22 protein-coding genes are annotated in these 22908 nt (G+C 64.3%); 10 read left to right on the top strand and 12 right to left on the bottom strand.

Annotated elements, in window-relative coordinates; translation table 11 throughout:
- Window positions 1-1034, bottom strand: a 1034-nt coding sequence (locus AB4Y72_RS17825; RefSeq protein ID WP_441427474.1) for a putative Ig domain-containing protein, incomplete at its 3' end; no start/stop codon positions are given.
- Window positions 1035-1624: 590 nt separating this feature from the next.
- Here AB4Y72_RS17825 and AB4Y72_RS17820 point away from each other — a divergent pair.
- Window positions 1625-1807, top strand: a complete 183-nt coding sequence (locus AB4Y72_RS17820) for a ParB family protein (protein ID WP_441427473.1) — start codon at window positions 1625-1627, stop codon at window positions 1805-1807.
- Between the two features lie 16 nt (window positions 1808-1823).
- Here the strand turns inward: AB4Y72_RS17820 and AB4Y72_RS17815 are convergent, their stop codons facing one another.
- The 4 genes from AB4Y72_RS17815 to AB4Y72_RS17800 all read right to left on the bottom strand — a co-directional run bounded on the left by AB4Y72_RS17815 (window position 1824) and on the right by AB4Y72_RS17800 (window position 4940).
- A complete protein-coding gene (locus AB4Y72_RS17815; protein WP_441427472.1) occupies window positions 1824-2822 on the bottom strand; it encodes a zinc-binding metallopeptidase family protein in 999 nt (332 codons plus the stop codon).
- Window positions 2823-2872: 50 nt separating this feature from the next.
- Window positions 2873-3274: a (R)-mandelonitrile lyase gene (locus AB4Y72_RS17810; RefSeq protein WP_441427471.1), complete on the bottom strand. Its 402-nt coding sequence runs from the start codon at window positions 3272-3274 to the stop codon at window positions 2873-2875.
- Window positions 3275-3282: 8 nt separating this feature from the next.
- Window positions 3283-3615, bottom strand: a complete 333-nt coding sequence (locus tag AB4Y72_RS17805; RefSeq protein WP_441427470.1) for a carboxymuconolactone decarboxylase family protein — start codon at window positions 3613-3615, stop codon at window positions 3283-3285.
- A gap of 122 nt (window positions 3616-3737) precedes the next feature.
- On the bottom strand, window positions 3738-4940 hold the full coding sequence (locus tag AB4Y72_RS17800) for an MFS transporter (protein WP_441427469.1): 1203 nt from the start codon (window positions 4938-4940) through the stop codon (window positions 3738-3740).
- Window positions 4941-5162: 222 nt separating this feature from the next.
- Here AB4Y72_RS17800 and AB4Y72_RS17795 point away from each other — a divergent pair, with 222 nt between their 5' ends.
- Window positions 5163-6038, top strand: coding sequence for a helix-turn-helix transcriptional regulator (locus AB4Y72_RS17795; RefSeq protein ID WP_441427468.1), 876 nt, complete (start codon window positions 5163-5165; stop codon window positions 6036-6038).
- Window positions 6039-6061: 23 nt separating this feature from the next.
- Here AB4Y72_RS17795 and AB4Y72_RS17790 read toward each other — a convergent pair whose 3' ends face one another.
- Together AB4Y72_RS17790 and AB4Y72_RS17785 are read right to left on the bottom strand one after the other, a co-directional pair.
- The gene (locus AB4Y72_RS17790; RefSeq protein WP_441427467.1) at window positions 6062-7774 is read right to left on the bottom strand and encodes an ABC1 kinase family protein; all 1713 of its coding nucleotides are present in this window, start codon (window positions 7772-7774) and stop codon (window positions 6062-6064) included.
- 5 nt (window positions 7775-7779) lie between these two features.
- The gene (locus AB4Y72_RS17785; protein WP_441427466.1) at window positions 7780-8322 is read right to left on the bottom strand and encodes a PadR family transcriptional regulator; all 543 of its coding nucleotides are present in this window, start codon (window positions 8320-8322) and stop codon (window positions 7780-7782) included.
- A gap of 197 nt (window positions 8323-8519) precedes the next feature.
- Between AB4Y72_RS17785 and AB4Y72_RS17780 the strand changes: the two genes are divergently transcribed.
- The gene (locus AB4Y72_RS17780; RefSeq protein WP_441427465.1) at window positions 8520-8984 is read left to right on the top strand and encodes a phage tail protein; all 465 of its coding nucleotides are present in this window, start codon (window positions 8520-8522) and stop codon (window positions 8982-8984) included.
- Between the two features lie 66 nt (window positions 8985-9050).
- Here the strand turns inward: AB4Y72_RS17780 and AB4Y72_RS17775 are convergent, their stop codons facing one another.
- Window positions 9051-9578 (bottom strand): DUF427 domain-containing protein, encoded by a 528-nt coding sequence (locus tag AB4Y72_RS17775; RefSeq protein WP_441427464.1) that lies wholly within the window; start codon window positions 9576-9578, stop codon window positions 9051-9053.
- Between the two features lie 109 nt (window positions 9579-9687).
- Window positions 9688-10272, bottom strand: a complete 585-nt coding sequence (locus AB4Y72_RS17770) for an HhH-GPD-type base excision DNA repair protein (protein ID WP_441427463.1) — start codon at window positions 10270-10272, stop codon at window positions 9688-9690.
- 104 nt (window positions 10273-10376) lie between these two features.
- Here AB4Y72_RS17770 and AB4Y72_RS17765 point away from each other — a divergent pair, with 104 nt between their 5' ends.
- Window positions 10377-11840 carry a protein adenylyltransferase SelO gene (locus AB4Y72_RS17765; protein WP_441427462.1) on the top strand — a complete coding sequence of 488 codons (1464 nt, stop codon included), beginning with the start codon at window positions 10377-10379 and terminating at the stop codon, window positions 11838-11840.
- Between the two features lie 12 nt (window positions 11841-11852).
- Window positions 11853-12176 (top strand): hypothetical protein, encoded by a 324-nt coding sequence (locus AB4Y72_RS17760; RefSeq protein WP_441427461.1) that lies wholly within the window; start codon window positions 11853-11855, stop codon window positions 12174-12176.
- Window positions 12177-12232: 56 nt separating this feature from the next.
- On the opposite strand, the gene AB4Y72_RS17755 is transcribed toward AB4Y72_RS17760, so the two are convergent.
- A complete protein-coding gene (locus AB4Y72_RS17755) occupies window positions 12233-12571 on the bottom strand; it encodes a hypothetical protein (protein ID WP_441427460.1) in 339 nt (112 codons plus the stop codon).
- Window positions 12572-12694: 123 nt separating this feature from the next.
- Here AB4Y72_RS17755 and AB4Y72_RS17750 point away from each other — a divergent pair, with 123 nt between their 5' ends.
- Complete coding sequence (locus AB4Y72_RS17750) at window positions 12695-13513, top strand: pyruvate, water dikinase regulatory protein (protein ID WP_441427459.1); 819 nt, start codon at window positions 12695-12697, stop codon at window positions 13511-13513.
- Between the two features lie 151 nt (window positions 13514-13664).
- Entirely contained in the window at window positions 13665-16070 is a 2406-nt protein-coding gene (gene ppsA / locus AB4Y72_RS17745) for a phosphoenolpyruvate synthase (protein ID WP_441427458.1), read from the top strand.
- A gap of 146 nt (window positions 16071-16216) precedes the next feature.
- Here ppsA and AB4Y72_RS17740 read toward each other — a convergent pair whose 3' ends face one another.
- On the bottom strand, window positions 16217-18676 hold the full coding sequence (locus AB4Y72_RS17740) for a phosphatidylglycerol lysyltransferase domain-containing protein (protein WP_441427457.1): 2460 nt from the start codon (window positions 18674-18676) through the stop codon (window positions 16217-16219).
- 68 nt (window positions 18677-18744) lie between these two features.
- The gene (locus AB4Y72_RS17735) at window positions 18745-19992 is read right to left on the bottom strand and encodes an alpha/beta hydrolase (RefSeq protein ID WP_441427456.1); all 1248 of its coding nucleotides are present in this window, start codon (window positions 19990-19992) and stop codon (window positions 18745-18747) included.
- A gap of 274 nt (window positions 19993-20266) precedes the next feature.
- On the opposite strand from AB4Y72_RS17735, the gene AB4Y72_RS17730 reads away from it, so the two are divergent.
- The 3 genes from AB4Y72_RS17730 to AB4Y72_RS17720 all read left to right on the top strand — a co-directional run bounded on the left by AB4Y72_RS17730 (window position 20267) and on the right by AB4Y72_RS17720 (window position 22826).
- The gene (locus AB4Y72_RS17730) at window positions 20267-20989 is read left to right on the top strand and encodes an SGNH/GDSL hydrolase family protein (protein WP_441427455.1); all 723 of its coding nucleotides are present in this window, start codon (window positions 20267-20269) and stop codon (window positions 20987-20989) included.
- Window positions 20990-21037: 48 nt separating this feature from the next.
- A complete protein-coding gene (locus AB4Y72_RS17725) occupies window positions 21038-22528 on the top strand; it encodes an alpha/beta hydrolase (protein ID WP_441427454.1) in 1491 nt (496 codons plus the stop codon).
- Window positions 22529-22622: 94 nt separating this feature from the next.
- Window positions 22623-22826 (top strand): hypothetical protein, encoded by a 204-nt coding sequence (locus AB4Y72_RS17720; RefSeq protein ID WP_441427453.1) that lies wholly within the window; start codon window positions 22623-22625, stop codon window positions 22824-22826.
- The last annotated feature ends 82 nt before the right edge of the window (window positions 22827-22908 follow it).

The raw sequence follows: 22908 nt of genomic DNA, 5'->3' as shown, positions 1-22908 counted from the left end.
GGCGTGGACGCCGTAAACACCGGGGCCGTCTGGGCGGGGTTCACGGTGATCGTGATCGAGGGGGTGACCGCGTCGGGACTGACCCCGTTCGTGGCGGTGACCGTGAACGTGGCGGGGCCGGCCGCCGTCGGGGTTCCGGAAAGGACCCCGGTGGTGGTGTTCAGGCTCATCCCGGCCGGCAGGGTGCCGGAGGCGACCCTGAACGTCGGCGCCGGATTACCGGAGGCGGCGAAGGCGTAGGTGTAGGCGGTGCCGACGGTGGCCGTCGCYGGCGGCGTGGACGCCGTAAACACCGGGGCCGTCTGGGCGGGGTTCACGGTGATCGTGATCGAGGGGGTGACCGCGTCGGGACTGACCCCGTTCGTGGCGGTGACCGTGAACGTGGCGGGGCCGGCCGCCGTCGGGGTGCCGGAAAGGACCCCGGTGGTGGTGTTCAGGCTCATCCCGGCCGGCAGGGTGCCGGAGGAGACCCGGAACGTCGGGGCCGGATTACCGGAGGCGGCGAAGGCGTAGGTGTAGGCGGTGCCGACGGTGGCCGTCGCCGGCGGCGTGGACGCCGTAAACACCGGGGCGGTCTGGGCCGGTCCGGCCGTCACGGTTTTCAGGACGATGTCGTCGGCGATCATGTCGCCGTCCTGCATCACGTGTTCTGCTCCCAGTTGGAGGACGTTCATCGAAGTATTTGAACCGAGATTGATGAATCCGGTGGTGCTGTTGGAACGGTCAAAGAGTTTTGTGCCGTCCTGCCATACCTGCACCTGGCTTTGCGCTGCGTTGACTACCAGGTGAATTTTCAGGGCAAACTTTTGGCCGACGGCTATGTGGCCCACGCCTATGATGGTGTAGCCCGAGCCGGTAGGCCATCTTACGAACAGGTCGCCGGATCCGTTTTGGCGCGATACATCAAAGAGGCGGGTGCCGCCGTTAAAGAAACGCAAGGTGGGAACGTTATTATTCGAAGCGCCGCCTTCGCGGGTGATCTCAAACCAGCCGCTGGCCCAAACTTCGCTGACCGCAGCCGGCAATTTTTTCACCACGTTCGCCTCGGAGCCGCTATTCCCTGTGACACTTATTCGCGCAGCGCAGGCGGGGGAGTTGTAAATTGCCGCTTGTACTGTGGCGGTGGCATCGCCCAGCTGGGTGACAGCCGTCCATTTACTGAAATCATTGGTCTCGAAATTGTCGGCCAGTACAACGACGCCGGGGTCGGAATTAGTGGGAGCAGGAGCGGCGGGGTTGCAGGGGGACGTAATGGCTTGAACGCTGCCTGCCGAACCGAAGACCATACAAATCATCAAGGCGGCCGTTGCAAGTGTTGCTGCCAAAGCCGGGTGCCGCCGTCGGTGTGCGGATGTTCCTTGATGTCCCGTGTTTTCCATTGGTTGTCCCTTATGAGGTGTTGTTGGTGCAACTCCTTGACCTGCGTTTGTGCGGACCTACTCTTCCCGCGGGCCCGGAAGCCTTGGTTGCTCCGGGCCTGCACTATTGCGCTCTCATAAAGGTTGGCCGAATGGTGGCTTGGTCCGGAGCCTAAGGGCGGGCCGCGAGGCGGGACAACACTGGGCGATACCTGTCTTTTGGGCAGGACTACCCGCTTCCTTGGGGTGCCAGATGGCCTATTTAGGTGCCCGCCGCGTTTGTCGCGGCCGGGGGAGCCGAAGGCTACGCGTCCGTGTCCGACCTGAGTGTCGGTGCCACGATGCATGAGGTGAAGCGGCTGCACGTCCGCCACAACGCCGGCCCGGCGCTCTTGTCCCGGGCGACTCTCGGTCTGCCGGAAGTTCGTCGTAGGACACCGCCCTTTTAGTGCCGCGGAGGGTTTCCTAGCCGACGGTCTGCGCTGACGTGCGCAGCCCGTGGACGAACTCAAGCTTGTCGATCACGGCGGCGGAGAGAATGAAGGGGTAGAGGTCATCTTTGCCCATGCTGTGGTTGACCTGGTTCAGGGCTATTGAGAGCGGCAACCATTCGGTTTCCACGACGTCGCGGAAAGAGATTTCCTGGGGAGCGGCTGAGATAAGTCCGTATTCCCGGGCGGTGCCGAGGGTGTCGCAGATGTGCAGGTAATGAGCGAACGACTCCGCGAAATCCTCGTAGGGATGCATTGTTGCGTATTTGGAGATGAACCCCTCGTTCCAGTCCGGGGGAGCGCCTTCGCTGTAGTGGCGGTCTATTTCAGCCTGGTAGTCCTTGGTGTCGTCGCCAAAGAGATCCCGGGCCTCGCGGGTCCGCCCCTTGTCGCTGAAGACGAGCACCGTCTCAAAATAGTGCCCCACTTCATGCCGGAAATGACCAAGCATCGTCCGGTATGGCTCGTCGAGCTGGGTCCGCATTCTCTCGCGATAGGCGTCGTCGCTTTCGGCCAGGTTGATGGTGATGACACCAGCGGCATGGCCGATCACGACATTTTCCTTGACACTCGACAAGAGGTCGAAAGCAAGGCCGCCGTCAGGGTCTTCGGCGCGCGGGACGATGGGCATGCCCAAGTCATCGAGTTCAGCAATGAGGTGACGCTTGGCCCGCTCGGCCTCCATGAACTGCGATAGGCCCTTGGCGTCATCGTCGTTCGGGCGAGTACGCGTGAGTTCGCAGCTGAAGCATTGACCGCCGCTCTCCGGGGCAAGCCAGGTGCAACCCGAGAGAAGCAAATTCTTGCACCGGTGCCAGCTGGCTCCTGACGCGTCCGTGTACCGTCCTTGGCTGTCCACTGCGACCAGGGCGCGCGAGTGCCGCAGGTATGCCAGGTTTGTTCCGCAGTGCAGGCAGGCCGAATTTTCAAAGTACACGGCCGAACCGCAGATACCGCAGGATTGTTTTTTCACCTCCTGATCCTACCCATGGCGATCTGATTCGCCCGGGCCGGGGCGTCCGGTTAGCGGCCGTTGTATTCGTCGTCGGTGATGTGTTCGCCCCAGGTGGTGGTCGTGGCGGGATCTTCGCCGTTCTGGAGCATGGCGATGTGTTCCATGAAGCAGCCGGGGGCGGCCGCATGCCAGTGCTCCTCGCCAGGCGGGGTGTAGAGCGTCTGGCCGGGGTGGACCTCGATGATCGTGCCGTCGCGGCCGCCGAAGCGTGCGACGCCCTGGGTGACCCGCAGGTACTGGCCGTGCTCATGGGAGTGCCAGGCCGTTCGGGCGCCGGGAGCAAACCGGACGGTCGCGACGACCATGGTCTGACCCGGTTCGTGGGGTAGCGCGATCGGGTCGAGCCAGACGTCGCCGGCGAACTGCGCGGCCGGGTTTTTCGAGGTGGGCGCAGAGGGTTCGATATTCATGATGTTCCTTACTTGTTGTCGGTGAAGAGCTGCTTGGCTACGCCCATCGCACCCATGCCCTTGGGCCAGCCGGCGTAGAGCGTGACGTGGGTGATGGCTTCGATGAGCTCGTCTTGGGTTACGCCGTTCTCGATGGCGCGGCCGAGGTGGAAACCCAACTGGTCAGTGTTCCCGCCGGCGGTGAGAACTGCCACGGTGATGAGGCTGCGGTCCCGTGCGGAGAGTTCCGGCCGATTCCAGACGTCCTCGAAGAGCACGTCATCGGTGAGCTCGGCAAGTTTCGGGGCGAAGTCGCCGAACATTCTGCGGCCGCCTCCGAGCTGCTTTGGCTGGTCAGTCATTTTGATCCTTCTTTCGGTTTGGAAGATGTCGTGGTCGGCTGGTTCCGAGTTACTTCTCCTCGTGGGTACGCAAGGATGAAGCTGCGCGGTGGGTGGCGGTCGGTTTAGGTCTGGCGGTGTGGCTAGAGGCGTGCCGGGAAGGCCGTGCGGCGCCCGTAGAAGGTCAGCATAAGCGCGGCCAGACCGGCGACGATCATCACGACCGAGAGGACCAGGCCGCTGAAGTTCGTGAGCAGTGCGGCGCCGAGAATGCCGGCGGTGAAGATGGCCAGGTTGAACGCCACCGGCAGGAATGAGTTGGCGACGTCCGAGTCCGCGCCTCCGGTAGTGGTGAGGGCGGCTTGGAGCTGGGCGGACGCACCGCCGAAGGTGGTCCCCCACAGCACGGTCGCGGCGATGATCGCCGGGGCCGACGCGTGACCGACTAGCAGCACCACCGCGGCCGCGATGAACAGGGCGACGCTTCCGTGCAGCAACGGGCGGGGGTGTCGGTCCAGGAGGGCGCCGGTGATGATGATTCCAACGATGGAGGCGACGCCGAAGATGAAGAGTTCGACGTCGACGGCGAGGCTGCTGCTCGTGGCCCGCAGATATGGAGCCATGTAGGTATAGATGGTGTTGTGGGCCAGCATCCAGGTGAAGATGACGGCCAAGATCACGGCGATGCCGGGGATGCGGAACACCCTTGCCAGCGGAAGCCGGGAGGTTCCGGGCTGCCCCTCGGCGTCGGGTGCGATTGCGGCGATGAAGACGCCAGCGATAGCGGCCACCGCAGTGAGTCCGGTGAAGGACCACCGCCAGTCGAATGTTGAGCCGAGCCAGGACCCCAGGGGTGTGCCGAGAGCGAATCCCACAGGTGCCCCGACGGAGACGATCGCCAGGGACAGGCCTGCACGGGAGGGCGGGCTGATCTTCCGGCCGTAGGCGGCCAGCATCCCCCAGATGATCCCCGAGAACGCGCCGGCGACGAATCGCGATACCAGTGACACGGTCACGTCGCCGGAGAACGCGGTGGTGCTGTTGGCCAGGATGAGGCCGAGGATCGCGCCAAGGAGCAACGGCTTGCGGCGCATGCCCCGGGTAAGGGTGATGGCAGGGATCGTGACGGTCACCGTGCCGAGCGCGTAGGCGCTGACGAACAGTCCGACGGTGCCTTCGCTGGTCCCCATGCCGGTGGCGATAACCGGTAGCAGGCCGGCCGGCATGGTCTCCATCGCGACGAGCACGAAGCCGATGACGGCGAGCGCGGCCAGAGTGGCGAGCGGCAGTCGGTTCGCCTGCTCGGTAGCTGCCGGGGCCGGCGTCGGAAGGGTGGTGGTGTTCATGAGTCTCCTGGCCCGCGGGCGGTCGCGCGGGTTACTTGCTGGTCGGTAACGCGGTTGAAGAGGCTTCCTTCAGCGGGAAAAGCGAGGTTGAAGCCCGTCCGAGTCCTACCGCCGGCGGGTCTTTACCAAGTCAACATGCGAACCGTCCGGGGGAGGAGTCACTGTCAGGGGGTGTACCGGCAGGGCACCCCAACGAAGTTCGCAGAGACGTATTCTCGTGCCATGGACAATAAAGCCGAGGTTCGCGAGTTCCTGATGTCACGCCGCGCGAAGGTGAGCCCCGAACAGGCCGGACTTCCCGCCGGGCCGAACAGACGCGTTGCCGGACTTCGCCGCACCGAAGTTGCAACCCTTGCTGACGTCAGCGTCGAGTACTACGCCAAGCTGGAACGTGGTGCTATCGGCGGAGCCTCTTCTTCTGTGCTTGACGCCATCGCCCGTGCCCTTTTCCTCGACGACACTGAACGGACCCACCTCTTCGACCTGGCACGTGCGGCCGACGGTATTCCGCTGTCCGGACGTCCCCGCCGACGCTCCACCCAAAACACCGTAAGCCGACCCAGTCTCCACTGGGTGCTCGGTACGATCACTGACGGCGTTGCCTTCGTACGGGACCAACACCAAGACCTCCTCGCCACGAATGAGCTCGGCCGGGCTTTCTATTCGCCCCTCATCGGCAGCGGCGGCCGCACTCCAAACCTCGCCCGGTTCCAGTTCCTCGACCCTGCATCCCGCGACTTTTATCCTGACTGGGAACTCTTCGCTGAGATGTGCGTGGCGATCATGCGGACCGAGGCCGGCCGTGACCCCCATGACAAAGGACTCCACGATCTCGTTGGCGAGCTGTCCACGCGCAGCGAGGTATTCCGGCGGCTGTGGGGCGCGCATGACGTTCGGACCCACGGGTCCGGCACGAAACGATTCAACCATCCCGTGGTTGGCGAACTCACTCTCGCCTACGAAGAACTCATTATCACTGCCGATCCGGGCAGTGTCCTCATGATCTACACCGCCGAGCCCGGCTCGCCCAGTGCGGAGCGACTGCGGCTGCTCGCCAGCTGGGCAGCGACAGGGTCCGCGCCGGCTGCGCCCCGTTAGGCACCTCAAATAGAGGGCCAGGCTCAGAGCCCGCGGCGCCCCACCCACAGTCCGTGCAGCAGCGGGACGACCGACGCGATCATCAGCACGCTGCCGAGGACCGTGTCGTCCGCCCGGACCACGGAACCTGCGATGAGCAGGGCGCCGAATATCAGCGCCGATGCCGATCGCTGCGCCGTGCGGTCCAGTCGCGCCATCTGCCGTTCGAGACGCGGATTGGCCACGGATAGTGAACCGTCCTCGATCCGGGTGACAAGCCCATCCAGGCGTTTCGGCAGGCGCAGGGCGACCCCGGCGGCGTCGAGCGCCTGCTGAGCGACGTCCTGCACGATGTTCCCACGCTCGTCGCGCAGCAGCTGCGCCGCATAGGGTTCCACCGCGTCCCACAGGTTGAAGCGGGCGTCCAGCGAGCTGCACACGCCCGAGGTCAGGGACATCGCCCGGATGATGAGCAGGAAATTCTCCGGCAATTGAAACGGCAGCGAACGAACCAGGTCGCCGAACTCCACCGCGAATTCAAGGAATTCCCTCTGATCCACCTCGCGAAGCTCGGCGAAGCCCATCCCGCCAAACCGGGCGAACAGGTGCGTCATCGCCCGCTCAAGCTCGGCCTTGTCGGTCGAGGGCACCAGCACCCCCAGGTCGCTGATAGCGCTCACCAAGCCCTTGCCGTCACGCGAGGCGGCCGCGATCAGAAGCTTCCGCAGCCCGCTGCGCGTGCTGGGCGAAACCTCGCCCATCATGCCGAAGTCGATGAACGTCAGCTTCCACGGGCGCCCTGCGGATGAATCGGCAACTGGTGTGACAAAGATGTTTCCGGGGTGCGGATCGGCATGGAAAAAGCCGTTGGTGAACATCTGGTCGAACATGACCGACGCGAATACCGGGGCCACCTGCGCAGGATTGATGCCCGCCGCAAGAAGCGCCTGCGTGTCCGTGATCTTGATCGCCGTGACATCTTCGAGAATGAGCGCGCGGCGGGTGCTCCACTCCCATCCGACGTCGGGCACACACACGCGGTCGTCGTCGGCGAAATCAGCCCCGAAGCGCTCTGCATTCGCCGCCTCCTGCAGGTAGTCGATCTCCTCAAGACTGATTTGCGCAAACTCCTCGACCAGGGCGGGCATGTCTGCCCGATCGGACACCAGCCGCACATGGCTGAGCCAGCCGCCCACTTTGCGCAGTGCCGCCAGATCGACGTCGACAATCGCGCCGATGCCCGGGCGCTGCACCTTCAACACCACGTTGTGGAGCCCCGCGTCGGCGGCATTGGCGGGAAGGAGTCGTGCACGGTGCGCCTGCCCGAGTGATGCGGCGGCGATTGGCGTTTCCTCGACCGAGGCGAAAACCTGGTCCAGCGCCACGCCCAGCTCCGCCTCGGCAAGTGCACGGATTGCGGGGAACGGAACGGGGGGCACCTCGTCCTGCAGTCCCTCAAGCTCCTTGGTGATCTCGGGCGGAAGCACGTCGAGCCGGGACGACAGGAATTGACCCACCTTGATCATCAGGCCGCCCAGGTCCACCGCGAGCACATGGAAGCGCTGCGCGAAGTCGTGCATCCTCTTCGCCCTGGTGCGCTCGGCGATTCGGCGGAGCCCGATGCGGGGGAGGAACAGCTCAAACCACCACGTCACCGCGAGGTGCCGCGCGGCGAAGCGCAGGATGCGGCGGTAACGGGCACGGGTGTCTCCGGCGCCGGAGACCGGATTTGCTCGATCCCGACGAACCGACGTCACCCTCGTCAGTCCTGGGCGAGGATTGAATACAGGCGACGACGTGCCTCGTCGAGCACTGCCACGGCCTGCTGCACCTGCTCCGGAGAGCCGGTGCGGCCCACCTGGGACGCTGCCTGCGCGAGCTCGACGCCGGCCCTCGGGAGTGCCGCGAAGCCGGTGCCGGAGGTCGGTCCCGTTGACTCCCACGGTGTTGACCCTGCGGCATGTGCGACGTCCTCCCGCCCGGCGTCGGTCAGCGAGTAAATCTTGCGGCCGTTGGACTCCTCGGCACGGATCAACCCCTCGTCGGCCAGCAGTTGCAGCGTGGGGTAGACGGAACCGGCGCTCGGCTTCCAACTGCCACTGCTGCGCTCCTCGATTTCGCGAATGATCTGATAGCCGTGCATCGGCCGCTCTGCGAGCAGGGCCAGCACCGCGGAACGCACCTCGCCTCGCCCCGCGCGGGTGCCCGCGCGCTTCTCAAACTTTGAACGCAGCTCTTCAACGGCCTGCCACATGCCGTCGATGTTGGGGCCGCCAAATCCGCCAGCCGAGTATGAATTACGCATGCTGCTCTCCTTAGTGAATCGCGAACGATACTCAACGATACATACCGATATACGCGATGACCAGCATTGCTGCAAGCCGGCGCTACAGGGCGGAACGGTGAGGCGCTGCGGGTCTTGCCCGACCCCCGAACGTTAGGACGTCGACGAAGCATGGCGTCACGTTATCGTTGGTCCAACACATCTCATCAGGAGGACGCATGCCATACGTTGTTGACTTCGAGAACGTTTCCACTGTGGGCCTGGAATCGTCGCCGGTCGCCGAGTCCCTCGCTGGTCTGCGAGCCAACGAGGGCCGCTACTTCCGCAACAAGTACGACCACGTCTTTACCGTTAGCCCTGCAGGCGAGGTTCCGGAGGTGGTCGACCGGGTGAGCCGCATCCTCAGGGACGAGCGCGACATCGTCATCGGCTCCCGCCCGCTCGAAGCGACCGCCTTCGAAGTCGACGGTTTGCGGATGGATTACGTGTTCTACGAGTCGGGGTTGTCGATCAACGTCATGTACAGCATTGAGGACGGCGGGAAGCGGGCGGTCGGATTCAAACTGGCCGAAGGCATGGAGATTCCAGAGGAACTGGCAACACGTTTCAAGTTCGCCCGCCAGAAATCAAAGCTGGCAGGCGTTATCCGCGGCTCCTACTTCGTGATCAAGGGCGAGTACTGATCAACTGACGTTCCTGGAAGCCTGGCCGCCAGAGCCTGCACACGTTTGCGCGCACGAGCGATATTCTCACCACCCGGCGGTGCCCGGGCCGCCCTTGAACGGACCCACGATCTTTGCCGTGATCCACCCGCCGTAGAAGTCGCCCTCCTGGGAGGTCACCTGTTCGCCGTCGACCTCGCAGGAGTCCATGTGACCCGGGTAGAGGGCCACGCGGGTGCTGAGCGCCTCGAAACCCCGGGCGGGTTCCGGATAAGTCCACCCTCCACGGGGAACGACGACTCCGCCGGCAACGACGTCGAAGTAGTGCGCTTCTCCCTTGAACTCGCAGAAGCTGGTGCCCTCGACCGGGACCAGTACACCGGCTGGCAATGAGTCCAACGGCAGGTAGTAGACGGGTGGATGGCTCGTCTCCAGGACGCGCACGGCGTCGGTGGTGTCGGCGATCACTTGCGCGCCAAGCCGGACGATGACCCGTTCCGACCGCGGCTCGACCCGCGGCGGCCGCGGGTAGTCCCACACCGATTCTTGACCAGCCTGCGGTTTGATGGGCTGGGGACGCCGGAAGAGGCCGGAAAAACCGTGAGTGGGAGTCATGTTCCTATGGTGCCACCTTCCGCTGAGATGCCGCCGTGAATGCGGGGGAGCAGGGGATTATGGGCCCAGGCTGGAGTGCCGGACGCTTCACCGAATCCGCCCAGGCGCATCAGCGCTCGGATGCCTTCGCGGCTTTGATGGCGGCCTTGGCAGCCTGCTTGTTGGCGCGCACTCTTTTCAGCGACTCGGGGTCCACGATGTCGGCGACGGAAAGAAATGCGCTCTCCTGGCCATAGGGGCCAGCGGCCTCACGCCAGCCCTGCGCCTGGAGTCCGCACTGTTTGCCGAGTAGTGCAAGGAAGATCTTTGCCTTTTGCTCTCCGAAGCCGGGCAAGCCCTTCAACCTGCGCAGCACTTCCTGGCCGTCCGGGTCGTCCTGGTTCCAGATGGCAGTTGCGTCCCCATTCCAATCGCCTTGGACGGTCGCGGCGAGGTCCTGGACGCGCGTGGCCATGGAGCTAGGGAAGCGGTGGATGGATGGACGCTCCTTGAAGATCTCCACGAAGCCTGCCGGGTCATATTCGGCGATTGCGCCAGGGGCCATGGACCCGATGCGCGTCCGGATCTTTTCGGGGCCGGCAAACGCAGACTCCATGGTCACTTGCTGGTCAAGCAGCATGCCAACGAGGAGTGCGAACGCGTCATTGCTGAGCAGTTGGTCGGCGGCGGGGTCGCCCGTGATGTGCAGTTCCATGCGCCCATCCTCCCACCAGCTCCGCGCCGCGTCATGGCACCGGCAGGAATCCGCTCAGCCGAGACCAGCAGCCTTGCCGACGGTGTGGCCGGTATCCTTGATAGATGAGTGGCACAGCGAGTTCAACCGTCACATTTGATGGCCGCTTCGCCCGGGAGTTCCAGGAGATGGCCATTCCGTGGCGCGCGGAGGAGGCGCCCGACCCGCGGCTCTTGGTGCTCAACCAGCATCTCGCCACCGAGCTGGGCCTCGATCCGGATTTTCTCCGGAGCCCTGAGGGTCTGCTTCTGCTGACCGGCAACGCCATCCCTGCAGGGGCCAGCCCGGTAGCGCAGGCCTACGCCGGCCACCAGTTTGGCTGGTACGCGCCCCGTCTCGGCGACGGGCGCGCACTCCTGCTCGGCGAGATCGGGCACGCGGACGGGCGGCTCCGCGACATCCACCTCAAGGGATCAGGACGCACGCCGTTCGCGCGAAACGGCGACGGCCAGGCAGTGCTCGGGCCGATGCTGCGCGAATACATCGTGAGCGAGGCGATGCACGCACTGGACATCCCCACCACGCGATCCCTCGCCGTCGTCGCGACGGGACGTTCCGTGCAGCGCGAGACGCTCCTGCCCGGCGCCGTTCTTACCCGGGTTGCCAGCAGCCACCTGCGCGTGGGCAGCTTCCAGTACGCCCGGTCCACGGGCGACGTCGGCCTCCTTCGCCGCCTCGCCGACTATGCCCTAACCCGCCACCATCGCGCCGCCGCGGCGGCCGAAAACCAATATCTCGCACTATTGCAGGCAGTCATATCCGCCCAGGCGTCCCTGGTGGCCCAGTGGATGCTCGCAGGCTTCGTTCACGGGGTCATGAACACTGACAACATGACGATCTCCGGTGAAACGATCGACTACGGGCCGTGTGCCTTCATGGAAGGTTTCGACCCGGCCGCCGTCTACAGTTCGATCGACGAGACCGGACGCTACGCCTACCGCAATCAGCCGCTGGTGGCGGAGTGGAACCTCGCCCGGCTCGCAGAGGCCCTGCTGCCTCTGCTCCACGACGACCAGGAGCAGGCGGTCGATCTGGCGGTGGGAGCACTCAGCGAGTTCCGCCGGCAGTACAGTGACGCCTGGTCGGCAGGCATGAAGGCCAAGTTGGGATTCCGTGAAGGGCTTGACGACGACGTGGCGTCGCCTCTTGTGGACGAGCTTGTGGCTTTGATGCAGGAGTCCCGGTCCGACTACACCTCGTTCTTCCGGAATCTGGGCAAAGCCGCCCGCGGCCAGGCTGAACCTGCGCGGGGCCAGGTTCCGGACACGGCAGGTTTCGATGCCTGGGTGCGGCGCTGGCTCGCCGTGGCGCCGGATGCCGACGCCATGGACCGGGTCAACCCTGTCTACATCCCGCGGAACCACCTGGTGGAGGAGGCCCTGGCCGCCGCCACCAGCGGAAACCTGGGCCCGCTGGAAGGGTTGTTGGACGCAGTAGCCTCACCCTTCGACGAGCGGCCCGGTCTGGAGCGCTACGCGGCGGCCGCCCCGGAAAGTTTCGGCCCTTACCAGACCTTTTGCGGAACCTAAAGGGAGCCCATCATGGACACCGAATTCGCTGAAGTCACCGATCATGACGTCACCACCATCACCTGCGTCTGCGGCAATACCGCCAGCAACGAGGGATTGATTCAGGCCAACTCGCAAGGCATCCCCGTTCACATCGGTGGAACCGTTCCCGCACCCGCGGGGCTGGCTGCGTGGCCTGCGGACGAGGATCTCTACACCCTGTGTGCATCATGCGGCCGTGTCTACCATGACGCGGTCATTGAAGAGACAGGAACCGCGCCCGTTGACTTCCGGGTCGATGTCGCTGCTGGACCGATTGCAGAGGCAATCCGTGTCCACTGGGACCTCACAACGTAGCCCTGGTGACAAAGTCCACGTGACCTGATCCGGAGCGGCCACTGTCGAGCAATGCCCTACATGGTGTCCGGCCGCTGATCGCCCTTGTGGCTCCGGAGATTCTCCTGCACCTTGCCGAACAAATCCTTGATGGTCGTCTCCGTATTGGTGAGCATGTCCGGCTGCACATAGACCTGTTGGGCGGGAGGGAGGCTGTAATGCGACGGCAGGCCACCTGTGCCTTCCACCTCTGCCAGCACGAGGGTCACGCCGCCCTCCTTGCGTGCGATGGCCCCGATCCGGCCGAACACCACGGTAAAGTCGTCCGCCTGGAAGCTCACGGTCAGGCCGACATGCGTCCGGTTCAGGTCGCTTGCCGCGACGGCCTTTTCGTTCCCGGTCCCTGCATAGCTCATGTCCATCTCCCCGATTGCTGGTGGCCTTGTACGCGAGCAGTCTACGTCTCTGCCCCGAGACCGGGTAGGGACCCACCGGTAGCCCGATACCGGACCGGGGCCGCGCTGGTGGAGAATGCGTTCATGACCAATGACGATCGTCGACCCGTCTACTTCCTCTCGGACAGTACGGGCATCACCGCGGAAACGCTCGGTAACACCTTGCTGACGCAGTTCCCCGCGAACAATTTTGACCGCATCACCGTCCCCTTCATCACCACCGCCGAACAGGCGCGGTCCGTCGTCCAGACCATCGACGGCCTCGCCGCGAACGGCCTGCAGCCGATCGTCTTTTCCACCGCGGTCAGCAGCGACATCCGCCAGGTCCTGTCGACGTGCCAGGGGATCATCGTGGATCTCATCGGAACGCACGTCGGACAGCTGGAGCAGGCGCTCGGCACCCCGGCCAGCGGCGAACCCGGCAGAGCCCACGGGCTGGGCAACGCGGAGCGGTACCAATCCCGGATGGCCGCCGTCGAATACGCCATGGAACACGACGACGGCCAGAGCCTGCGGGCGCTCGAAAAGGCCCAGGTCATCCTGGTGGCGCCGTCCCGCTGCGGCAAGACGCCCACCACCATGTACTTGGCGCTGCAGCATGGCATCTTCGCCGCGAACTTCCCGCTGGTGGACGAAGACTTCGAACGGGAAGGGCTCCCCAAGCCGCTGCGGCCTTTCGTTGAGAAATGTTTCGGGCTCTCCTCCAACCCCCTGCGCCTGAGCCAGATCCGCACCGAACGGCGCCGCGGCTCACCCTACGCCTCGCTGCGGCAGTGCGGCTTCGAGCTCCGCAGCGCCGAGCAGTTGTACATCTCGCACCGAATTCCTTACCTGAATTCAGCCAGCGTCTCGGTGGAGGAGATGGCGGCCACCATCCTGCAGCGGATGAACCTCAAACATTAGAGAAAACTTTCACAAACCGAGTGTGGCGCACGTCATGTGGAAAGTGGGCTGGAGACCTGTCACTGTGGACAGGACTTGCGCCCTTCAACCGGCCATCGCCGCGAGCGGGGCGCCGCACTTGCATGCCATCATCTGCAAAGGAGCAGCAATAATGACGACAGACATCCTGTGGTTCTCAGAACTCGGACTCAAGGACCTGGACCGGGTGGGCGGAAAGAACGCCTCCCTCGGTGAGATGGTGCAGAACCTGACCTCCGCCGGCGTCCAGGTTCCGGACGGCTTCGCCACAACCGCGGACGCCTACCGCAACTTCCTGGCAGATTCCGGCTTGGACCAGAAGATCGCCGACCGGCTGGTCGGCCTGGACACCGATGATGTGACGGCCCTCGCCTCGGCCGGGCAGGAAATCCGCGCCCTCATGCGCGAGACGCCCTTCCTGCCGGACTTCGAAGCGCAGATCCGCGCCTCGTACCAACAGCTGGTGGACAAGCACGGCGGCTCTGAGGAGCTCTCTTGGGCCGTCCGCTCCAGCGCCACCGCGGAAGACCTGCCCGATGCCTCTTTCGCCGGGCAGCAGGAAACCTTCCTGAACATCCGTGGCATCGAGAACATCCTGCTCGCCATCAAGGACGTGTTCGCGTCCCTCTATAACGACCGGGCGATCGCCTACCGCGTGCACCACAAATTCGAACACGCCGAGGTGGCGCTCTCGGCCGGCGTCCAGCGCATGGTGCGCTCCGACGTGGGGGCCTCCGGCGTCATGTTCACCATGGACACGGAGTCCGGGTTCGAGGATGCGGTGTTCGTCACGTCCTCCTACGGACTCGGCGAGGCTGTGGTCCAAGGCGCTGTCAACCCCGACGAGTTCTACGTCTACAAGCCCGCGCTGCAGGCCGGCCGGCCCGCGATCCTCAAGCGCGGACTGGGCGAAAAGGCCCTCCAGATGACCTACACGACCAGCCGCGAAGTTGGCCGCACCATCGACTTCGTACCGGTTGAGGCCTCCTTGCGGACCCGCTTCAGCCTCAGCGACGACGACGTCGAGCAGCTCGCCCGGCACGCAGTCGCCATCGAACAGCACTACGGCCGCCCGATGGACATCGAGTGGGGCAAGGACGGGATCGACGGCGGCCTGTACATCCTTCAGGCCCGCCCGGAAACCGTGCAGTCGCGCCGGGCCTCCGGTAGCCTGAGCCGTTTCCGCCTAAACGGGACCGGCCGGGTGCTGGTCGCGGGCCGAGCCATCGGCCAGCGCATCGGCGCCGGCAACGTCCGCATCCTCACCGCGATCGACCAGATGGCCGCCTTCAAGACCGGCGATGTCCTCGTCGCCGACATGACCGACCCGGACTGGGAACCGATCATGAAGCGTGCCTCCGCCATCGTGACCAACCGCGGCGGCCGCACCTGCCACGCGGCCATCATTGCGCGGGAGCTCGGGATTCCCGCCGTCGTCGGCACCGGGGACGCCACCGACGCGCTCTCCGACGGACTCGAGGTGACCGTGTCCTGCGCCGACGGCGAGACCGGCGTGATCTACGAAGGCCTCCTGGACTTCAGCGTCGAGGAAACCGAGATCACCCAGCTGCCCGAGGCTCCCGTCAAGGTCATGATGAATGTCGGCACCCCGGAGCAGGCCTTCACCTTCGCGCAGCTGCCCAACCACGGTGTGGGCCTGGCCCGGCTCGAATTCATCATCAACCGCCAGATCGGCATCCACCCCAAGGCACTGCTGAATCTGGAAGAGCAGCCGGCGGACGTCTCCGCGGAAATCCGTGAGCGGATCGCCGCGTACGACAGCCCGCGCGATTACTACATCAAGCGCCTGGCCGAGGGTGTGTCCACCATCGCGGCGGCCTTCGCGCCCGAACCCGTGATTGTGCGCATGTCCGACTTCAAGTCCAACGAGTACGCCAACCTGATTGGCGGACCCGCCTACGAGCCGCACGAAGAGAACCCGATGATCGGCTTCCGGGGCGCCTCACGGTACCTGGAGCCCACCTTCCGGGACTGCTTTGACCTTGAGTGCGAGGCGCTGTCCTTTGTCCGCAACGAGATGGGGTTGACCAACGTCAAGCTCATGATCCCGTTCGTGCGGACCCTGGACGAGGCCCGCGGCGTCATTGAACTGCTGGGGGAGAACGGCCTCACCCGCGGCGAGAACGGCCTCGAGGTGATCATGATGTGCGAGATCCCCTCCAACGCCCTGCTCGCCGACGAGTTCCTGGACTACTTCGACGGATTCTCCATCGGCTCCAATGACATGACCCAGCTGGCCCTCGGCCTGGACCGGGATTCCGCGATTGTCTCGGGAGGCTTCGATGAACGCGACCCCGCCGTCAAGAAGCTCCTGAGCATGGCCATCACGGCCTGCAAGGCGCGCGGCAAATACGTGGGCATCTGCGGCCAGGGTCCCAGCGACCACAAGGACTTCGCCGAGTGGCTGGTGGGGGAAGGCATCGATTCCGTCTCCCTCAACCCCGACACCGTGGTGGATACCTGGCTCCGGCTCGCCGGCGGTGCTGTCGAGGCGGCAGTCGGCGCAGAGGCGAACTGACAGTACGACGCCGAGGGGCGGAGAGTCGGGGCACCCGACGGGCAGCACGGACAAATTCCGGACCGTGCTGCCCGCGGAGGCGCCGGCGGCCGGGCGGGTAACGCCCACGTGGCAGAGGCGCAGGACTTCAGCGGCGCGTGTGGACGTCAGCTCATGATGCCGCGCAGGAGCCGGGCGGTCTGACGCACGGACAGGTTTGGCATGTAAGCCTCGGTGACCGCCCTGCCGATCGATGGCAGCCGCAAGGGGTCCTGATACATCATGTAGAGCGCCCGGTGCTGGGGCTGGAACCGTCTCTTGAAGGCCGCGAGGGACTGGAATCCGTAAACGGGTTCGAGCGCATTTCCCAGCAGTTTCAGGAAGCCTTCGATCAGGGTTCCGTCCGACGCCGTCAGTGGATTTTCTGCGGGCCCGGGTACGTTCCCTCCCGCTGAGCGGGTCAGGGGCGATCCGGAGAGCGAAATCGTATCCACCGATTCTTTGAAACGAAGCACGGCGGAGGCTATGAGAAATTCCATGACCCCGTTGAAGCCCTGGCTGTTGCGGCGCATGAAATCGAGGGTCCAGCTGACCACTTGCTTGTCCCGGAAGACGGGGAGCCAGCTGGTGACTCCGTGCACTGTTCCCTCTGCGTCGACGGCCAGGCAGAGGAGTACGTTGTCGTCCTTAAGTTCCTCGACGCTGCCCAGCGTGAATCCCATTTCGGGCAGCGCCTTTTCGGAGACCCAGTCCTCGGAGATTTCGTTAATTTGAGTGCGAAGGCCGACGCTGAGGGTGCTGTAGGTGTCCCATCGCGCCGTGATTCCAAGCTTTTGAGCCTTGTTGAGGGCCGTTCTGACGTTTTGCCATTCCTTGCCCTTGAACTCTATTCCCCGGATCGGCAGCAGGGTCTCTTCTGCCACTGAGACGCGTCGAAATCCCAGGTTTCTCAGGTTGTCCCAGTTGTCGTCGGTGACCGAATACCAACACGGAGTCAGCGACTGGGCGGTGCAGAATCCGATGAACTCCTGTGAAGCCGCCTCGAAGTCCTCCGGATTTCCGAAGGGACCGCCCACGGTGAGGGCAACGTTGTAATGCATCTGGTAGGCGATCCCCACCGTTCCGGAGGTGTTGAACCAGTAGCGGTTGTTCGGCCACAGGGCCATCCATGACAGCGAGTTCCCGCCCTGGCGTACGAGTTCTCCGGCCCTTGCCAGTTCGCTCTCGGGACGGTGGCTCTTTATCCGGCGGCTCAGGAAGAGCAGGAAGGCGCTGACCAGGCACACGAGCCAGAATGCGGCGCCTCCATAGCTGAACAACAAGGGCGAAAAGAAGCCATGCGGATAGACCGACACGGAGTACCGGAAAGAGAAGGGGTATGGCAGGAACATCCGCGGCAGGGTCGTCAGCAGCGCCAGCAGGCCCGCCCGTCGGTAATAGTTATCCTCCGCAAACCACGCCGCCACGTAGCCGCCTGCGAACACCAGAAAGACGGAGGGAAGCAGGACGAACGTGCGTCTGCGCAGCACCGGGTCCGTGTCGACGATGAAATGCCGTCGGTTGGCATACAGCAGGCCCGCAATCACGAAGGGCACCAGCACCACCGGCAGTACCTCGACCACCCCCGGGCCGACGGGCAGCACCCGCCCGCCGCTTCGGGTGTAGAGACCGAAGAGTGAAAAAAGCTGCAGGTACACCGCCGAGAGGACACCGATCACCAGGTGAGCGGAAATGGCCGCCCACAGGGCGAGCCTGTTCCCGCGGCGAAGCCCTTCGGCGCAAACGAGCAGCAAAAGGAGCGGCACCAGCGACAGGGCTACACCTCCGGGACCGTCCAAGCCGGGGCTGTGAATGACCTGGGCGCAGCTCAGGTCCACGGCCGCAGGACAATTGGCCTGCAGCTGATTGATGGTAGGAACCGGATTGACGATCAGATTCCGCAGGATAGCCAACGGACCCGACGGTGCCTGTGCCAAGCCGGCCATGACGGGACCCGCGGCGAAGACGGCCACGATCATCGACAACAGCGCCCGGGTCTCACGGCTGGTCGAGCGCATGAAATGCGCTTCCGCAGGGCGCGGGCGCATCACTGCGGCCAGCCCAAAGCCACAGAGAACGCCAAGGAAAGCCAACAGGTTCTGCGGGTGCCCGACGTACAGCAGCAGCATGAGAGTCACTGCGAGGATGAGAGAGCGCAGCCGGCGGCGCCACAGGATGCTGATAAACGGGCTGGCCGCAATGACGGCTGCCAACGAAGCAGCGTACGGTCCGGCGAGAGGAGCGTGCAGCATTCCGGCCAGCCATTCGCTTCCCAGCGCCACCCCGACGGGAACCACTGAGAAGTACAGGACTAACGCGCCAAAATATCCTGCCAGGAATGCCACGGCCGTCCGCCACGTGCCCATGGTCGCTTCGGCGAGCCCTACGAAACCTAAGAGCACCGCGCTGGCAAGCAGATGGGAGGCAAGGTTTCCGGAGAAGAACCCCGAGGACAACAATGTCCACCATCTGCCCTGAGCCAGCGACTGCAGGCTGACCGCCACTTCGTGCTCGAGAGCCGGCGGGGGACCGGAAAGCATGGACCCCGTCCCGATGGCCGCGGCCCACAAGAGTGTGGTGAGGGACAACGCAAGCGGGATTTTGCGCGCCAACCGCCCCACAGCCCTCAGCCACCGCCGGGGGCTGGAGAGTCCGCTCACGGTGCCAACCCGAGCGGGCCGGCCAGGAAATCCATTGCGGGCTGCATGGAACCCAAGACAACTGCCCACGAATGGCCGGCGCCGGGGACGATGTCCGTTTGGACATGCATCCCCGCTTTGGTGGCTGCCGCGGCCAGGACGGTGGCGTTGGCGCTAAATTCCGGGTCGTCGGCCCCCGCGGCGAAAAAGCCATGGATCTGGGGGTACCGGCGCTGCCCCAACAGCGTCAGCGGAACTTCGGCCGTGAAGGCGGACAGATTTCCAGCGAAAGCCTGATCGGCGGTCTGCTGGCGGGAAATGGCAAGCGCGGGTTCGCGCTCCCCGGAGAAGCTCATGAAGTTCGGGTAGACCTGTGGGTGGCGGGTGGCCATCTGGACGGCACATGTACCACCGAAGGAGAACCCGCCTATGGCCCAATGCTTCGGATTCGAATCGACATCCAGATTGTGTCGGATCCACTCCGGCACGTCGACGCTCATGTAGGTGTCTGTTTTGGCAAAAGTAGTGTCCATGCACATCGTGTTGCCGTCCTCCGTTCCATTGGGGTCTGGAATGACGACGACGGGCGCCAGCCCGTGATGCTGCGCCGCGAACTGGCTCATCGCGTTCACCAAGTCACCGCTGACGGTCCACACGCCGGGCCATCCGGGCTGGCTTCCCACCAGCACGAGGACGGGCAGCTTGGGCCGGTTCTTCAAGAGGTAGGCCGGCGGCAGGAAGATCAGGGCGTCACGGCCGTGCCAGCCTGAAACGGTCCCGGGGATCGGCGCGAACCTGAGGGCGCCGTTTGCCGCGAGGTGTGCTGGCTCGTGCCAGCGTTCATATACCGGTGAACTTTCCACCGAGATCCTGTCGCCGTGTTTTTCCAGGGCCGATTCCAGGGGCAGAAGCGTCGAAGACGGAACGCCGAGCAGATCCCCGACGGTGGGCAATAAACCGAAATATGCGTTGATTTGAAGACCACATACGGCGATGACGAGCAGGCCCGCGATGGGGGAGAGAACCCGGCGCCAACGGCCGCGCAAGGAAAAATTGGCGATCGTAACGGCAACGCCGAACAGGACAAGGGCCGCCCAGCCGACCACTTCGATGGGAAGATCCTCCGGCCACACATAAAAAACGTGCACCAGCAGCCACGCTAGGAGCAAGGAGACCGCCATCGAAGCCGCCAGCGCCGCGGCGACGAAGATCCACCAGTGGCGGCGCCGGCGCCACAGCAAGAAAATGATCGAAGCGGCTCCCAAGGCCAGGAGAGTAACGGGAAGCCAGCCCTCCAAGAGGCTTAGCCCGTATAACCAACGACGCAACCGAATCCTCCAAACATGCCCGATAAACTCACCGAGGATACCTGCGGGAGCTTAGAGTTCACTGGGTACCGGAATGGAGCCGGCTACCGAACACGGGCGGCCGGGCGTCGGCGGGGTCCTGTTATGGTGGACATCACGATACCGACAACCTCACGTCCGCAGGGTCAGCCTCTTGAAACCACGCTTACGACGAAACGCCCGCAGTCTTCTTATGCTCACGGGAATCGGCGCCCTGTCAGTTGCGGCCGCGGGCGCCGTCCCCGTCGCGTCCCAACTGCTGGGCCAAGCGTCCGACTCCAGGCAACCGACGTCGACATCGACGTCGACGCCGTCGGCGACCAGCACCGCACCCCCGCCCGCAGCGCGGGTAGTGGTTATCGGTGACTCGCTCAGCACAGGCTTAGGAACGAGCCCGGATATGGCATGGCCCAACCTGGTTCGGAACGACACCAGCGGAGGGAAGCACCCCCTCGCCATTGTCGACGCAGCAGTCAACGGCAGCGGCTACGTGAGCCAGGGTGACGGAGGATCCACATTCCTGTCCCAAGTCGACGGAAGCGTTCAAAAGACGACGCAGATGGTGCTCGTCTTCGGATCCGAAAACGACATGGGCGCCGACGGATCTCAGCTGAAACAGGCCGTCGCCAAAACTCTCGCTGAGATTAGCGCCAAAGCCCCCGGCGCCACAATCGTCGTGGTCGGACCGCCGTCGTACACCAACACCCCCGAGCCGGCACGCCTTCAGGTACGTGACGAGGACCGGGACGCGGCAACCGAGGCAGGCGCTGTGTTCGTCGATCCCATTCAGGAGCAATGGATTATGGGACACGCTGAGCAACTTATCGGACCGGACGGCGACCACCCCAGCGCGGATGGGCAGCACTACCTGCAGGACGCTATGGAAAAAGTCATCCTGGCTAATCTCCGCGAATGACTGCTTGTCGTCCGGCAAGTTCCCAGATCGGATTCCTATTATGGGGACGTGATTAGTGTCAACAGCCTGCCGCTGACCAGCGGTGCCGCGCCCGTCGTTCTCGACCTCTTGGCCCTGGCGGCACTGATTTGGCTGTTAGCGGGACCCCGCCGACACGTGCTGCGGGCAGTTCCCCTCGCGGTTGCTTTGACGTTCGCGGTCACAGTTGGGCTGTGGTTCGTCTCGGAACGGCTTTGGAATCTCTGGGGCGCACCGCTCCCCGTTGCTGTCTATGGCTTCATCGCTGTAGGCATGTTGGCCATGATTCTGGTCATCCCCAAAATGCTGGTCCAGCGGCGGCTTCGGGTCAGGATCTTCACCCCGGTCGTGGCCGCCGCCGTCGTTCTCGCTTCTGCGTCCCTGGTGAACCAGGACTTCCAGTATTACCCCACCCTGGGTTCCCTCTTTGAGGATTCAGGGGTGGCAATCCAGTCCCTCGCGCAATTCCAGCTTCAACATCATCCGGCCATCAGGACGGCACTGGCCCCCACACTCGAGGCGACATGGAACCCGCCTGCCGACATGCCGCAAGACGGCGTCGTGATCCGGACGTCCATCCCGGCCACGACCTCGCATCTGCCCGAGGCGCCCGGTTACGTCTACCTGCCCCCTGCCTATCTGGGAACCCCGAGGGCAAATCTGCCGGTCCTTGTTCTGATCCACGGGGTGCCCGGCGGATCGTTCGACTGGCTCAGGGGCGCCCAGATTGCGCAGTTCATGAACAGTTACGCCCAAGAGCACAAGGGCCTGGCACCAGTGGTCGTCATGCCCGACGCCGGGGCGATCAACGCGAAGTACCCGCCGGTCTGCCTCAATTCCCGGCAAGGCAAGGCCGCGACTTACCTAACGCAGGATGTGCCGAACTGGATAAAGAAGACCTTCGGTGCCGGAACGTCCTCACCCGGGCAATGGGCCATCGGCGGCTTCTCCTACGGGGGGACCTGCGCCATGCAGCTGGCCACGAATTACCCCGCTGTCTACCCCACTTTCATCGACAGTTCGGGCGAAAACGAGCCCACGATCAATCAAGGCCGGAGCGAACTGATCAAGGAGTATTTTGGCGGCAACGAGGCGGACTTTGCCAAGCAGAACGCTCTGGATGTGCTCAAGACCCGCCGCTACACAAACTCTGCCGGAGTGGTCACCGTTGGCGCCACGGACAGCTTTTACCGACCGCAGGGTATTCAAGTCTACGAAGCGATGAAGAAGGCGGGTATGGACGTTCGGCTGCAGGAAGCTCCAGGCGGCCACGCCTGGCCGGCCTGGAAGTACGGTGTCTACAACAACATGGACTGGCTGATGGCGCGTCTGACCGCCGGCACAGGACGGCCTCCGGCCGCCCCGAAACCGGAGCCAGCCACGGGGACGTGGACAGCGGCAACAGTGACGCCAAGGTGGGGACGGCCCTCCGGACCGCTCATCCGGTCCACGCTGAGTCACGCCGCTGCCCGCCGAAGCGGCCCCGCCGTAGAGCGCAACGTGCCTGTGGTCGTCGGGTGATGCGAAACGCGGCGGAGACTATGCGAAACTCCGGATCAGCTCCCGGCGGGACCTTTCAGGAGTAGGGTTTGCCCTGGCACACGAAAGGATCCCCATGAGCTATAAGTTTCGAACGGTCCGGGTTCGCGGCACCGACCTGATTGGCACCATTGCGCGAAAGCACGGCAGCGCTGCCGAGATTTACGAAACCTCGAAGGACCCCAGTACGTCGGTAGTTCCCGTGTTCTTCGAAGAAACGGGCGAGGTCCGTTTCTTCGACAGGTCAATGCTGGAGGACGTCGTGACGCCGACCGGTTAATAGCGGTGGTGCATCTTTGGAGCCGATAGCACGGCTGGGCGCAAGGCCCCTTTGCCGGAGTCACCATCGGACCGTTGACACT

The organism is Arthrobacter sp. YAF34 (assembly GCF_052113245.1).
Classification (GTDB): Bacteria; Actinomycetota; Actinomycetes; order Actinomycetales; family Micrococcaceae; genus Arthrobacter.
This window is presented reverse-complemented; position numbering and strand designations above follow the sequence as displayed.

Excerpts from the sequence above, each read along its gene's own strand:
- AB4Y72_RS17795 (WP_441427468.1), top strand. The coding sequence starts at position 5,163 with ATGGACAATAAAGCCGAGGTTCGCGAGTTCCTGATGTCACGCCGCGCG.
- ppsA (WP_441427458.1), top strand. The coding sequence starts at position 13,665 with ATGACGACAGACATCCTGTGGTTCTCAGAACTCGGACTCAAGGACCTG.
- AB4Y72_RS17760 (WP_441427461.1), top strand. The coding sequence starts at position 11,853 with ATGGACACCGAATTCGCTGAAGTCACCGATCATGACGTCACCACCATC.
- AB4Y72_RS17810 (WP_441427471.1), bottom strand. The coding sequence starts at position 3,274 with ATGAATATCGAACCCTCTGCGCCCACCTCGAAAAACCCGGCCGCGCAG.
- AB4Y72_RS17805 (WP_441427470.1), bottom strand. The coding sequence starts at position 3,615 with ATGACTGACCAGCCAAAGCAGCTCGGAGGCGGCCGCAGAATGTTCGGC.
- AB4Y72_RS17730 (WP_441427455.1), top strand. The coding sequence starts at position 20,267 with ATGCTCACGGGAATCGGCGCCCTGTCAGTTGCGGCCGCGGGCGCCGTC.
- AB4Y72_RS17755 (WP_441427460.1), bottom strand. The coding sequence starts at position 12,571 with ATGAGCTATGCAGGGACCGGGAACGAAAAGGCCGTCGCGGCAAGCGAC.
- AB4Y72_RS17770 (WP_441427463.1), bottom strand. The coding sequence starts at position 10,272 with ATGGAACTGCACATCACGGGCGACCCCGCCGCCGACCAACTGCTCAGC.
- AB4Y72_RS17780 (WP_441427465.1), top strand. The coding sequence starts at position 8,520 with ATGCCATACGTTGTTGACTTCGAGAACGTTTCCACTGTGGGCCTGGAA.
- AB4Y72_RS17785 (WP_441427466.1), bottom strand. The coding sequence starts at position 8,322 with ATGCGTAATTCATACTCGGCTGGCGGATTTGGCGGCCCCAACATCGAC.
- AB4Y72_RS17750 (WP_441427459.1), top strand. The coding sequence starts at position 12,695 with ATGACCAATGACGATCGTCGACCCGTCTACTTCCTCTCGGACAGTACG.
- AB4Y72_RS17720 (WP_441427453.1), top strand. The coding sequence starts at position 22,623 with ATGAGCTATAAGTTTCGAACGGTCCGGGTTCGCGGCACCGACCTGATT.
- AB4Y72_RS17765 (WP_441427462.1), top strand. The coding sequence starts at position 10,377 with ATGAGTGGCACAGCGAGTTCAACCGTCACATTTGATGGCCGCTTCGCC.
- AB4Y72_RS17775 (WP_441427464.1), bottom strand. The coding sequence starts at position 9,578 with ATGACTCCCACTCACGGTTTTTCCGGCCTCTTCCGGCGTCCCCAGCCC.
- AB4Y72_RS17800 (WP_441427469.1), bottom strand. The coding sequence starts at position 4,940 with ATGAACACCACCACCCTTCCGACGCCGGCCCCGGCAGCTACCGAGCAG.